This is a genomic window from Paenisporosarcina sp. P5_A11 (assembly GCF_056400705.1).
This window is the reverse complement of sequence record NZ_JBFUKT010000090.1, coordinates 1-12,736: the sequence shown is the minus strand read 5'-3', so window position 1 is coordinate 12,736 and position 12,736 is coordinate 1. Positions and strand designations below refer to the sequence as shown.

Sequence of the window (12,736 nt, the reverse complement as noted above, 5' to 3'; positions counted from 1 at the left end):
GTTATATGTCCATGAAAGTGAAGTAACGCCGTCTTCTTCTATTGTACGGTTAAGTTCGGCAATGGTCGTAGATTTATCATACGCATAAATGACTAAATAATATTTATCATTGCGATGCCAATCAATGAATAAGAAAAAATAGCTGTCATGACCAAGTCTAGATACCTCATAAGCAGCAATAATCGGCTTTCTATTTGCCCATTGATGAAATTGAAGCAACGTATCGTTTGGTGTTGATAATTTATGTATTTCATAAGTTGTGGAAGTAGAGTCATTACACTGATCTAAATAATTACTGACGATTTCTGCCTGTTTTTTCTCCAAAGTATCACTTCCCTTTTTCACTCTATAAGTTACTTTATTTTATCATAGTGAAATTTCAGGATGATAACGTAAAATAGTTCACAACATAATTTCGATTACAAGATAACGGACGTCGCTTCAGACGTCCGTTTTTTCGTAGTTATTTAGTGACGTTAGTCCTCTATAGTAAAGAAAATAAGTATTTTCGTTATAGACATCCAAAAACTCGATTCATCTACCTCAACCTTATCTGCCAACTACCGTCTCTGACTTCTCTGACTTCTCTGACTTCCCTGCCTACTCCCCAATCACTTCACTAGTTGCCGTGATTTCAATTCCATTCAACGCTTGCGTCGCCAACCTATCCGCTTCTGCGTTCGATTTTCGTGGTACTAGTTCGTACTCCGCTTGGATGCCGAGATCTTTTAGCTTTTTGTCAATCCTCTCTGCCCATCCTGATAGGTCTTTCTCGAGAGTCGGCCACTCTTCGGTCATTTGTTTGATAACGACCTGGGAATCCCCGATGAATTTGACTGGCAAATGATGAACATTTAAAAGCTCGAGCTCATGAATGCTCAAGTGGAGTGCTGCATATTCGGCCTCGTTATTTGAAATGTGTTCATTGGCAGAAACATTCCTCCGTAACCTGAACAACTTCCCACTTTGTTCGTAATAAATGACACACCCTAGACCCGATGCTTTACTCGTAAGATCGAACCCTCCATCAAAATAGACCGTGACGTTATGCGGTTCGGTTTCGATTCCTTTTAGATAGGCTTTCAATTCTTTCACTGTCCACGTGCTATCATACCTGTCGATTAACGTTAATTTTTTAACGCGTCTCGTTTTGTCCATGTCTTCGACAATCAGCAAAGCATGTGCAGCCGGCATTTCTTCGGAACTAAAAGACGCTTCTGTCCCCTTAGGTGTTTTATAAATCCATTCAATTCGGATATACGGTAATCCTCCTTTGTGTAATAGTAAATTTCACTTTCGAGTATATAATGTTAGTTTTCCCATTATAGTCCATTATTATGAATCTGCCTCCTTAAAATTTGTTCAGGAATAGTGGAAAATAGGATAGCTAGACTTTTGTACAACCTGGAGGGCCACTTCGTCAACCTGGATCCCATAAATACGATGATTGTTGTTTAAATCTATGTAAATAMACAAAATTGAAATTTAAATTCACTAAATATTAGAATAATATTGAATTTTCATTTCTGTAAGCGCATACTATTGAGGAAACAAGTAACTAGGAGGTGGGGATCTTATGAACTTGGAAAGTTTATCTACGGAACAACGCAATTCTAGCACGGAAGGCTTAGATAGTATGAGCGTTCGTGAGATTTTACAGAAAATGAATGAAGAAGATCAGACGGTTCCAATAGCTGTTAATGAGGTTATTCCTCAGTTGGAAGTTTTAATAACACAGACCATCGAACGCATGAAATCAGGTGGTAGACTCATATACATAGGTGCGGGTACAAGTGGTCGTTTAGGAGTACTGGATGCTGCTGAATGTCCACCAACTTTTGGAGTGGATTCATCATTAGTTGTTGGGATTATTGCTGGCGGTGAAAAAGCATTGCTTGAAGCCATTGAGGGTGCTGAAGATTCAGAAACACATGCAGCAGATGATTTAGCTGCGATTTCCCTTTCGGAAAAAGATACTGTTATTGGCATTGCTGCTAGTGGCAGAACACCATATGTTCGAGGAGGACTGGAGTATGCAAGCGCAAGGGGTTCATTAACAGCTAGTATCTCATGTAATACGGACGCTATTATTAGTAAAGCAGCTGAGCATCCTATTGAAATTAACACGGGGGCAGAAGTATTAACAGGTTCCACTCGTTTAAAAGCGGGCTCCGCACAAAAGCTTGTACTTAACATGATTTCAACTTCAGTCATGATTGGTCTTGGCAAAGTGTATCAAAATTTAATGGTTGATGTAAAAGCCTCAAATGTAAAGCTTCAGCATCGTGCAAAAAACATGATTGTTCAAGCAACTGGTGTGGACGAGGAAAAAGCTGCATCTTATTACAATCAAGCTAATGAAAATGTCAAAGTAGCGATTGTGATGATATTAACAGGAATGACTTATGAAGAATCAGTCGAACGATTAGATTCTGCTGAGGGGTTTGTTCGAAAAGCAATGGAGTAAATGAATTACATACATAAAGGGGGTATTTGGGTGAAGAAGGAACAACAATTAGCTCATTCTATTATGGAGAAAGTCGGCGGCAAAGAAAACATTATTCAACTGAACCACTGTATGACAAGAATTCGATTGAATGTGAAAGACGAATCTCTTGTGGATCTTAAAGGATTGAAGCAAATCCCGGGGGTTATGGGCGTTGTAGAAGATGATACACTTCAAATTGTCGTAGGACCTGGAACGGTTAACAAAGTTGCTGATGAAATTAGCAAAGAAACCGGGCTTCGCGTGGGAGAAGTTGCAGGTAATCCAAATGTAACAGCACAAGATCGACAAGCTGCTTTGAAAAAGAAGAACAGTACGCCTCTTAAAAATGGTTTAAGAAGGGTCGGAAATATATTCATCCCTCTTATTCCTGCGCTTGTTGCATCAGGTATTATCAATGGTGCTGCCAACTTTGCGCGTAATGCGGGTGTAAATCCAGAAGAAACATGGATGGCGATTTTACTATTCCTTGGTGGAGGAATATTCGCTTACTTAGGCGTACTTGTGGGTTGGAACACGGCAAAAGAATTTGGTGGAACACCTGCACTTGGTGCCATTGCGGGGATCATTATTATTAACCCGGCACTTGCCACCATTACGTTATTTGGAGAACCACTTGTCCCCGGACGTGGCGGCTTAATCGCAGTCATTTTAGCTGCATGGTTTATGGTGGTCGTAGAACGTTCAGCACGCAAAATTGTACCTAATTCAATTGATATTATTTTAACTCCTCTTATAACGGTGTTAGTAGTAGGTTTTGCAACATTATTTATCATTCAACCAGTCGGTGGATTGTTGTCAACAGGCATTACAGAAGGAATTATGTATGTTTTAGATATAGGCGGCGTATTTGCGGGGGCTATTCTCGCAGGTTTCTTCTTGCCACTAGTTATGGTTGGACTCCATCATGGGTTAACACCTATTCATATGGAATTCATCAACACAATTGGAGTCACCCCTATATTAACCATTTTAGCAATGGGTGGAGCAGGTCAAGTTGGTGCTGCTATTGCTATCTACGTGAAAACGAAAAACAGTCGTTTGCGTACGACGATTAAAGGAGCTCTTCCAGTAGGTTTCTTAGGAATAGGAGAACCATTATTATATGGTGTTACGTTACCTCTTGGTCGCCCATTTATAACTGCTTGTATGGGTGCCGCGGTTGGTGGAGCGTTCCAAGCATTTATGCATACAGCTGCACGTGGAATTGGGGTATCGGGTCTTTCACTCATCCCGTTAATCGATGACAATAAATACCTTCTTTATTTCCTAGGTCTTGTCGTTGCGTATACATTTGGTTTTATCTTCACATATTTATTTGGATTTAAAGAGGAAATGGCTGATAACTTAGATTACTAGAATGGAAGGGTAAGAGGTGACTCTTGCCCTTTTATTCTTCTTTAAATGGAGGAAATCGAATGATTGGTGCATCTGTTTTTTTAGGACAACAAGAAGAACATGAACAAGAATCTTATCTCGATGTTATTTCAGATTTGGGTGGAACAACAATCTTTACTTCTTTACACATCCCTGAGGACGATTCTACTTTATATAAAAAAGCACTTCAAACACTGGGGTCTCAAGTGCAATCACGTGGAATGGAACTTTATGTGGATATGTCCACCCATTCAATGACTACGCTTGGATTACAATGGGAAGAGTCCCGCACGTTACTTGATTGGGGTGTTAGTGGTATTCGAATGGATTATGGCATTGAATCAGCTGTGATTGCGGATATCTCACACTATATGCCCGTTGCACTAAATGCAAGCACCCTAACACCTGAATGGTTGGAAGAACTTTTTGCATTAGGACTTGTGAAAAATCATGCTGAAGTGTGGCACAATTATTACCCACGCCCTGAAACAGGATTGGAAGCTGCCTGGTTTGATAAACAAAATCGTTTTTTCAAAGAAAAAGGCTTAAAGACGGTGGCATTTATACCAGGAGATGGACAATTAAGAGGGCCTTTATATAAAGGTCTGCCAACACTAGAAGATCACCGCAACTTGTCACCACTAGCGTCGTACCTTTCTCTTGTAAACAATCATCCTGTAGATGGTATCCTCATTGGAGATCCATCCCTTAGCCTGTCATCAGTAAATCAATTTAAAGCTTATCAAAATAATGAAATGCTATTGCGCTATGAATCTTTCATCGATGTCAGTCAAACTGATAGCTTGCTTCGCTTAAGTCATCGTAATCGCTTTGATCCTGCACGTGATGTCATTCGTTCAGAAGGAGCCCGACCATTTGCACAACAGCTTGGAGAACCAATTCGTGCGAGGAATCAAATCGCTCGTGCAAAAGGGGCAATTACGGTTGATAACGAACTTTATGGTCGCTATCAAGGGGAACTTCAAATTGCCAAAACATCGTTAATAAAAAATGAAGCAGTGAATGTTGTGGGACAAGTGATAAAAGATGATTTGCCTCTACTAGATTTCATTAAAGCTGGACATCGTTTTTCACTAAAAAGAGTTTAATATTAATCGAAGTGAAATTGGCGAAATCTAGTTACCCTCTATATAATTAGAAGAAATACAACAGGTTCGATTACGTCCACATAGGAGGAAGAGATGTCTATTTTTTCTGTTCTAAAACAAATAGAGCGGAACCTAGAGCACTTCACGCATGCCGAAATAAAGGTCGCAAATTATGTTTTGGAAAACCCTTCGCAAGTAATGGAGATGACTACCAAAAAACTTGCTGATGCCTGTCAAAGTAGTGAAGCGGCGATTATTCGTTTTTGTAAACGCATCGGTATCCATAGCTTTAAAGTAATGAAACTAGAACTTGCTAAAGAGCTTCATACAACAGGTGTGGGGACACCAGAAATGGTGGATTCTCCGTTTCAACTAGGAGACGACCCGAAACTTATTATGCAAAAAGTAATATTTAATTCGATTCAAGCTCTCCAAAATACAGAAAAAATGATTTCGGTTAAAACTCTGGCTGAATCCATCGATCATCTTGACAAAGCAGAACGTGTTTATCTTTACGGTGTAGGGGGATCTGCTGTCGTAGTCCGTGATTTTGCTCAAAAATTACTTAGAATCAACGTCAATGTCTTTCGTTCAGATGATAGTCATTTACAAATGGTCATGACCGCCAACGCGACAAAAAAAGATGTTATTTTTGTCGTCTCTACTTCAGGAAAAACCAAAGAAGTTGTCGACATGTTAACCATTGCTAAAGAACGGAATGTTTGCTGCATTTTGCTTACTCAAAATGGTCCCTCACCTGCTCGCAGACTAGCTGATCTTGTTTTAACAATGTCTGAAGAAGAACATAATATCCGCATCGGCACCATGACAGCCCGTATTGTACAACTTGCGATTATTGATGCGTTGTTTGTAGGCTTATGCTCTAAACGCGGACAAGAAATTTATGAACGAATAATCGATACACATCAAGTGGTTCAACACTTAAAAAATTAAAGCTCTGTTAAATGATACTGTCGTCTATCGCCCATTTGCGCTAACCGCAAATGTACTTTTTCGTTTGTTCTTCAATATCAACAGCATTCTTTAATAATAGCTTTTCTATAGACTCCATTAAATTGTGTTTGAATAGTAAGGGAGACGATTCCCTCTTTTTATCGTACATTTGCGCTTGCCGCACGTTCCGCATGAGCCAACAAGTATGAAAACCACATACTTGTGGGTCTCATTCTTCACGCTCTTGCGGAATGCTAGGCACAAATGTACTTTTTCTTTTGTTCTTAAATATCAACAGCATTCTTTAACATAGCTTTTCTATAGGCCCAGGTAAAGCTTCCGAAGCGAACGGAAACCTGTCATTCTCAGTGAATGGAATCAAGGTTTCGGTTTAAATAGAGATTCGCAAAAAAGGACAAACAATTCGCATGTGAATTGTTTGTCCTTTTTTAATGCTATGTTAAAACAAATTCCGAATGAAAAGTATGATCATTCTTGGAATGAAAAATAAGATTCTCCAAGCTACTTCAAACACAACTGAATCTCGAATTTCAACGAATATCCACTTAAGAATACCCTCTTTTTTCTTTCTAATCTTTACTTCTTTTTTCATCTAATTAACTCCCGAATTAATAGTTCATTGTGATTCATGGGTTCGACGACTTTATTCATCAACGATTCAGCCCATTACCTCCGAATCTCGCTAAGGAATTGATAACGATCTGCTCGGTATGTGCTATGAACGATTTCAAAAGGGAGTCCGTTTGTTAAGTAACTAATCCGTTCGATAATTAAAATGGCGGACGGAATATTAATTTGAAGAAAATTCGCATCCTCTTTTGTTACTAACGCTGCTTCCATTCGCTGCATGGCATGACCAATCGTCATTTGTTTATCCTTTTCGATAAAGGAGTAAAGTGAGCCATTTAACGCATCTTTATCGAGTTTAGGAACCAGCTTCACAGGAAGATACGTCTTTTCAATAGCCATTGGTTTTTCGTCAGCATATCGAATTCGTTTAACGAGGAAAACCTCTTCCCCTTCCCCTAACATGAGCTTTTGTGCAATATCCAGCTCAGGAATCATTTTCTCAAAACCAACTAGTACGTTGCTCGGCGTCAATCCCCTCGCAAGCATATCTTCCGTAAAGCTCGTAAGTCCACTGAGAGGCTGTTCCACTTTTGGCGCTGCAACAAATGTTCCGCGTCCTTTTTCCCGATAAAGTAGCCCACTATTCGCCAAATTCGTGATGGATTGACGTACAGTCATGCGACTAACACCAAACATTTCTGTTAACTCACGTTCGGAAGGGATGGCCGCTCCTATTGAAAATTCACCTTGTTGAATTCGGAGCTTTAAATGTTCTTCGATTTGGACATACATCGGTACTGGAGAATGCTTATCGAGCAACTTCTTCACTGCCTTTCTGGCTCACCAACTTGTATGCATCTTGGTCGACGATAAGCGTCACATCATCATGTGTCCACAGATGGGATGCTGGAAAATTCTCGCTAATATTTTCACTTAACAAGCGCTGAACCGCTTCAGCTTTTCGCTTACCAGATGCCAATACAAGAATTCGTCTGCTTTTTAATATCGATTGAATACCCATCGTTACCGCATGAGTCGGTACTTCTTCAAGCGTACCGAAAAAATGTGCATTGTCTTTTCGAGTAGATTGAGCAAGTTCGACGACATGGGTTGTACTGTTTGGATCCGATCCAGGTTCATTAAATCCGATATGACCGTTCGATCCAATTCCGAGTATTTGTAGATCGATTGGACCAAGGCTATCAATCACTTGATCGTAACGTTTGCATTCTTCTTCCACTGATTGGGGCAGGCTATCTGGAATTTGTATGTGTTCCATCGGGATGTCGATATCTTTAAATAAGTTCTCATACATGAATGTATGGAAACTTCCTGGATGATGTTTATCTAGACCAAGATATTCATCCAAATTGATCGAATGTACATGTTTGTAAGAAACTCCACGTCTTTTGTAACCTTCAATCAATATCTCATAAAGTCCAAGCGGTGTCGAACCAGTCGCAAGTCCAAGTATTGAACGGTCATTTTTATAGATTTGAACTTCTATTATACGTGCCGCCCGTTCACTTAGCTCAGAGTAATTTTCAACTAGGATTACTTCCATACTATCTCTTCCCTTGTATATGCTATATTGCCTCTGCAAATGGTCATTTGCACATTCCAATTTTCATCAATGATGGTCAAATCCGCGTCTTTTCCAGGTTCGATCCTTCCTTTATTCGAAAGGCCTAGCTGTTTTGCCGCGTTTGTTGATGTCATTGCCACCATTTCAGATAATGTGCAACCAGTAGCGAACTTCATATTTTTCGTTGCAATTTCCATTGTCAAAACGCTTCCCGCGAGCGTTCCATCACCAAGACGCGCTTCATTATTGCTAACAAGGACATTTTGCCCACCTAAATCGTAAATTCCAGGTTGGAGCCCTTTCGCCCGCATCGCATCCGTGATTAGAGTAATGCGTTGTGCTGTTTTTTGACGAAAGGCAAAGTCTAGTGCCTTCGGATGACTATGAATATAATCGGCGATCAGTTCAACCGTTAAATCATCTTCTAACAAAGATGCTCCAACTACACCTGGTTCTCTATGATGAAAAGGGCTCATTTGGTTGTATAAATGTGTGACATGGCGAGCACCAGCTTCAACCGCTTTGCTTATAATTTCCGCTGATGCATCCGAATGTCCAATTGATACAATTACTCCGGTTTCATTAAGTTCTACGATAAAAGCTAGCCCATCCTCTATTTCAGGAGCAATCGTTACAAGTTTTATGCGGTTTCCACTTAGTTTTTGCCATTCCTTAAAAAGAGAAATAGAAGGTTTAACAATATGTTCGAGTGGTTGCGCACCAGCTCGCTCTGGCGAAATAAAAGGGCCTTCCAAGTGAACGCCTAGCATTTCTGCTTGATTGTCTTCCGCTTGAAAAAGACTGGCATTAATTAAGGCTTTTGAAATTGCGTTATTCGATTGTGTCATTGTCGTTGCCAAAAAACTGGTAGTGCCTTCGCAAGGAAGCGCGCTTGCCAATCCATTCAGTGCTTCCGGTGTCGCGTCCATTGTATCAAAACCGGAAGCACCATGAATGTGCACATCAATATATCCAGGAACGATAATCCACTTTCTACCATCATCATTAATTTGAATATCTGCCATTGTTTCTATAGAAGCTGCAACTTCTTTAATTTTGCCATTTTCTATATAAATGTCTCCAACAAAACTGTCCTTTGTTGCATCGGCAATTGTGAAATTTGAAATCATCATTGTATTGCTCATAAATTGTCACTCCTTGCAGAAAACCAGTATCGATATAAAAAGCTCTTTTTCCTAGTTAATCTTTTGTCATTATTGGATTTTTACAATACCAGTATCTCCATGACGCTGGAATCCATTTTTTAATAAACTCAACTTTTCGGTAGTCAAGTTCGTAAAGATGATTGGAATAATAGACGAAGGTGCATTGGATTCAATATAAGCCAAGTCGATTTTCAATAATGCATCTCCACGCTGAACTAACTGACCATCTTCGACGAGCAAGTCAAAACCTTCTCCTTTAAGTTTTACAGTGTCCACTCCAACGTGGATCAATACTTCCACTCCCGTATCCGTTTCTAGACCAATCGCATGTTTGGTCGGGAAAATGCTGACGATTTTTCCGTCAACTGGAGAATAAACAGTATTTCCTGAAGGCACAATTCCAAACCCTTGGCCCATCATACCTTTTGCAAACACTTCGTCCGGAACTTCAGATAGTGGAATGATTTTTCCGTCAATCGGCATCGAGAAATCTTTTTCTAAAATTTCTTTTACCATAATTGGTTCTGTCACTTCATCGGACTCGATTGGTTTCTCTGGTACAGGGTTACCGTTCTTCATTCGTTTTTTCATCGCTTCCGCTAGAAACTCAACAGATGTACCTATAACAACTTGGACATTTGTTTTGTTGATTTTCATCAATCCCATTGCACCATGTCGTTTTAGTTCTTTTTCATTAACTTGATCTGTGTCTTTTACTTGCAGACGAAGACGTGTCGTGCAGTAATCGATCGTTTGAATATTGTCGGTTCCACCAAGTGCAACAATCGTATGGTACGCTTTGTTGTCTGCTGAATTATTGCCATAGTCGACCGCACCGTCTTCCGTTTCATCATCATCATCATCATCTTCACGTCCCGGCGTCTTCAAATCGAGTTTTATAATCAAGAAGTAGAAAACGACAAAGTAGATAACCCCCATGAAGAGTCCGATTAACAGCAACATCAATGGATTTTGGGCAAGTCCGTAATTTAATACAAAGTCGATGGCGCCGGCAGAAAATCCGAATCCGTGCCGTACGTCCAACGCAAAAGCGATCATCATTGCAATGCCTGTCAACAAAGCATGAACAACATATAAAAGAGGCGAAAGGAACATGAACGAGAATTCGATTGGTTCCGTAATCCCTGTTAGAAACGCAGTAAAGGCAATACTGATAAACATACCACCAACAATGGCTTTTTTCTCTTTTTTAGCTGCCATATACATAGCTAGACAAGCAGCAGGAAGACCAAACATCATAATCGGGAAAAACCCGGCTAGGAAAGGACCAGCTGTTTTATCTCCATTTAGAAAGCGGTTGATTTCTCCGCGCACAACTTCTCCGTTTGCGTTCGTAAACGTTCCGAAATCAAACCAGACAACTGTGTTAATAACGTGGTGCAATCCTACCGGTATCAATAAGCGGTTCAAGAATCCGTAAGCGCCAACTCCTAGCATCCCTGCATTTAACACCCAATCGCCAGCAGCGTCAATTCCCTGCTGAACAGGCGGCCATAAATAGCCGAGCAATCCGGCCAAAATCGTCATCGCTACCGCTGTGATAATGGGTACGAATCGTCTTCCTCCAAAAAAGGCAAGAAAATCAGGCAGTTTTACATTATAAAATTTGTTATAGAGAAGTCCGGCAACTACACCTGAAATAATACCTGCGAAAACGCCCATGTTGATTGTTTCGTTAATAACGACAATTGATTTAGTTAATACGAGGTAAGCGACTGCACCCGCTAACGCAGCACCACCACCTCCATCATGGGCAAGCCCCATCGCAATCCCAATCGCAAATATAAGTGCAAGATTGTCAATAATCCCACTACCTGCAGCAGCAAGGAACGGACTATCCAGCATATCTGCTTGACCAAAACGTAAAAGTAATGCTGCCGCTGGGAGCGTGGCGATTGGGAACATCAAAGACTTCCCGATTTTCTGTAGAAAACTAAACATACTCATTTCACTCCTTTTTAATAGTCTTAATTTTCACTATATATAACAAAGGTATAGTTGTCTATACCAATTCGGAAGACAGTCGCCCTCCTTTCCTGTTCGCTGAACCTAATATAAGCTCAGTTCAAATTTAGCTTTCAACTACTTTCAATTCAATGATATGAATGAAACCTCTGATACATTCCTTTTACTGTAATATCTAAAAATCTGGATGTTTGATTAATTTTTATCCATAAAAAAAGTCACACTCAATTGAATGTGACCGACTTAATAGTGGTTATACGTTATTCATTTCTTTGCTTTTCAAACTGATAATTTTTTCATAGGATTGTTTAAATGAGTCTAATTCTTTACCTAAAGAATTAATATAAGGTATTGCTACTTCATAAAACCTAGTCAAATCTTGTTCCTTATTAGAATCCCATGTATTAGAGTCAGACTTACTACCAATTAATGCCTTAACTTCAGTTGTCAATTCTTTATTTCTCCTATCAATATCTTCAATTGAATCTGCAATATCACAAATTTCTTTATAAATTTTCTCATTGTTTTTAAACTTTTCTTCTTTATTCAAAACAATCACTTCCCTTATCCTAGAGTCTCCAAAACGCAACATGTTTTCTACTTCATCAATAATTGCCTTCTTTAGTCATCCACAATCCTCCTGCATTTTATCCGTCATCTTTTAATAATTTCTTTTTTATGCCATACCTATTTAATGAGGAGAAAGCGACCAAGATATTTAAAACCATTATTACTGATTTGGGCTGTTATAATATCTCGATTCCAACTTGGAGTGCAATTTTTCCAACTTGGCTCTCATATTTTCCAACTTGGCTGCCCTTTTTTCCAACTTGACTCTCATATTTTCCAACTGAGCTATCGCTCACCAAAAATCCCAACAGAAAAGCCCACTAAGCGACAGCGTGTGGGGCCATTCAAGAACTTATAGTTCAATATCTTTATTACTGATTTTGGCTGTAGCCAAAATCCTTTTCTGTTAGTGACGTCCTCGTTCTTGTTTTGATTCCAACTTGGCTCTCAGATTTTCCAACTTGGCTGCCCTTTTTTCCAACTTGACTCTCATATTTTCCAACTGAGCAATCGCTCAGCCAAAAGATCCCAACTGAAAAATCCACTAAGCGAAAGMGTGTGGGGACATTCAAGAACATATAGTTCAAAGTCGTTATTACTGATTTTGGCTGTAGCCAAAATCCTTTTCTGTTAGTGTCATCCTCGTTCTTGTTTTGATTCCAACTTGGAGCGMAATTTTTCCAACTTGGCTCTCAGATTTTCCAACTTGGCTGCCCTTTTTTCCAACTTGACTCTCATATTTTCCAACTGAGCAATCGCTCAGCCAAAAGATCCCAACTGAAAAATCCACTAAGCGAAAGCGTGTGGGGACATTCAAGAACATATAGTTCAAAGTCGTTATTACTGATTTTGGCTGTAGCCAAAATCCTTTTCTGTTAGTGTCATCCTCGTT

The 12,736-nt window shown here is 39.7% G+C and carries 13 protein-coding genes and 1 pseudogene; 4 read left to right on the top strand and 10 right to left on the bottom strand.

Going from position 1 to position 12,736, the window contains the following annotated elements; all coding sequences use genetic code 11:
- Both AC1DOS_RS12640 and AC1DOS_RS12635 read right to left on the bottom strand, forming a co-directional pair.
- Nucleotides 1-324, bottom strand: a pseudogene (locus AC1DOS_RS12640) (hypothetical protein); the annotation flags it as partial.
- A gap of 276 nt (nucleotides 325-600) precedes the next feature.
- The gene (locus tag AC1DOS_RS12635; RefSeq protein WP_477537791.1) at nucleotides 601-1,257 is read right to left on the bottom strand and encodes a reverse transcriptase-like protein; all 657 of its coding nucleotides are present in this window, start codon (nucleotides 1,255-1,257) and stop codon (nucleotides 601-603) included.
- Nucleotides 1,258-1,576: 319 nt separating this feature from the next.
- On the opposite strand from AC1DOS_RS12635, the gene murQ reads away from it, so the two are divergent.
- The 4 genes from murQ to AC1DOS_RS12615 all read left to right on the top strand — a co-directional run bounded on the left by murQ (nucleotide 1,577) and on the right by AC1DOS_RS12615 (nucleotide 5,946).
- Nucleotides 1,577-2,467, top strand: a complete 891-nt coding sequence (gene murQ / locus AC1DOS_RS12630; RefSeq protein ID WP_477537790.1) for an N-acetylmuramic acid 6-phosphate etherase — start codon at nucleotides 1,577-1,579, stop codon at nucleotides 2,465-2,467.
- Nucleotides 2,468-2,497: 30 nt separating this feature from the next.
- Nucleotides 2,498-3,865, top strand: a complete 1,368-nt coding sequence (locus AC1DOS_RS12625; RefSeq protein ID WP_477537789.1) for a PTS transporter subunit EIIC — start codon at nucleotides 2,498-2,500, stop codon at nucleotides 3,863-3,865.
- A gap of 59 nt (nucleotides 3,866-3,924) precedes the next feature.
- Nucleotides 3,925-4,992: a DUF871 domain-containing protein gene (locus AC1DOS_RS12620; protein ID WP_477537788.1), complete on the top strand. Its 1,068-nt coding sequence runs from the start codon at nucleotides 3,925-3,927 to the stop codon at nucleotides 4,990-4,992.
- A gap of 93 nt (nucleotides 4,993-5,085) precedes the next feature.
- Entirely contained in the window at nucleotides 5,086-5,946 is an 861-nt protein-coding gene (locus AC1DOS_RS12615; protein ID WP_477537787.1) for a MurR/RpiR family transcriptional regulator, read from the top strand.
- Between the two features lie 460 nt (nucleotides 5,947-6,406).
- Here AC1DOS_RS12615 and AC1DOS_RS12610 read toward each other — a convergent pair whose 3' ends face one another.
- The 8 genes from AC1DOS_RS12610 to AC1DOS_RS12575 form a co-directional block, all read right to left on the bottom strand.
- On the bottom strand, nucleotides 6,407-6,559 hold the full coding sequence (locus tag AC1DOS_RS12610; RefSeq protein ID WP_477537786.1) for a hypothetical protein: 153 nt from the start codon (nucleotides 6,557-6,559) through the stop codon (nucleotides 6,407-6,409).
- 74 nt (nucleotides 6,560-6,633) lie between these two features.
- On the bottom strand, nucleotides 6,634-7,356 hold the full coding sequence (locus AC1DOS_RS12605; RefSeq protein ID WP_477537785.1) for a GntR family transcriptional regulator: 723 nt from the start codon (nucleotides 7,354-7,356) through the stop codon (nucleotides 6,634-6,636).
- On the bottom strand, nucleotides 7,346-8,101 hold the full coding sequence (gene nagB / locus AC1DOS_RS12600; protein ID WP_477537784.1) for a glucosamine-6-phosphate deaminase: 756 nt from the start codon (nucleotides 8,099-8,101) through the stop codon (nucleotides 7,346-7,348). Before nagB ends, AC1DOS_RS12605 begins: the two co-directional genes overlap by 11 nt.
- Complete coding sequence (gene nagA / locus AC1DOS_RS12595) at nucleotides 8,092-9,267, bottom strand: N-acetylglucosamine-6-phosphate deacetylase (RefSeq protein WP_477537783.1); 1,176 nt, start codon at nucleotides 9,265-9,267, stop codon at nucleotides 8,092-8,094. Before nagA ends, nagB begins: the two co-directional genes overlap by 10 nt.
- A gap of 69 nt (nucleotides 9,268-9,336) precedes the next feature.
- Entirely contained in the window at nucleotides 9,337-11,250 is a 1,914-nt protein-coding gene (gene nagE, locus AC1DOS_RS12590; protein ID WP_477537782.1) for an N-acetylglucosamine-specific PTS transporter subunit IIBC, read from the bottom strand.
- A gap of 277 nt (nucleotides 11,251-11,527) precedes the next feature.
- Nucleotides 11,528-11,824 (bottom strand): hypothetical protein, encoded by a 297-nt coding sequence (locus tag AC1DOS_RS12585; protein ID WP_477537781.1) that lies wholly within the window; start codon nucleotides 11,822-11,824, stop codon nucleotides 11,528-11,530.
- Between the two features lie 196 nt (nucleotides 11,825-12,020).
- A complete protein-coding gene (locus AC1DOS_RS12580) occupies nucleotides 12,021-12,152 on the bottom strand; it encodes a hypothetical protein (protein ID WP_477537780.1) in 132 nt (43 codons plus the stop codon).
- A 287-nt stretch (nucleotides 12,153-12,439) separates the two neighbouring features.
- Nucleotides 12,440-12,736, bottom strand: a 297-nt coding sequence (locus AC1DOS_RS12575) for a hypothetical protein (protein ID WP_477537779.1), incomplete at its 5' end; no start/stop codon positions are given.

What these genes read in the sequence shown, in the direction of transcription:
- murQ (WP_477537790.1), top strand. Translation starts at nt 1,577, where the DNA reads ATGAACTTGGAAAGTTTATCTACGGAACAACGCAATTCTAGCACGGAA.
- AC1DOS_RS12620 (WP_477537788.1), top strand. Translation starts at nt 3,925, where the DNA reads ATGATTGGTGCATCTGTTTTTTTAGGACAACAAGAAGAACATGAACAA.
- AC1DOS_RS12615 (WP_477537787.1), top strand. Translation starts at nt 5,086, where the DNA reads ATGTCTATTTTTTCTGTTCTAAAACAAATAGAGCGGAACCTAGAGCAC.
- AC1DOS_RS12610 (WP_477537786.1), bottom strand. Translation starts at nt 6,559, where the DNA reads ATGAAAAAAGAAGTAAAGATTAGAAAGAAAAAAGAGGGTATTCTTAAG.
- nagB (WP_477537784.1), bottom strand. Translation starts at nt 8,101, where the DNA reads ATGGAAGTAATCCTAGTTGAAAATTACTCTGAGCTAAGTGAACGGGCG.
- nagA (WP_477537783.1), bottom strand. Translation starts at nt 9,267, where the DNA reads ATGAGCAATACAATGATGATTTCAAATTTCACAATTGCCGATGCAACA.
- nagE (WP_477537782.1), bottom strand. Translation starts at nt 11,250, where the DNA reads ATGTTTAGTTTTCTACAGAAAATCGGGAAGTCTTTGATGTTCCCAATC.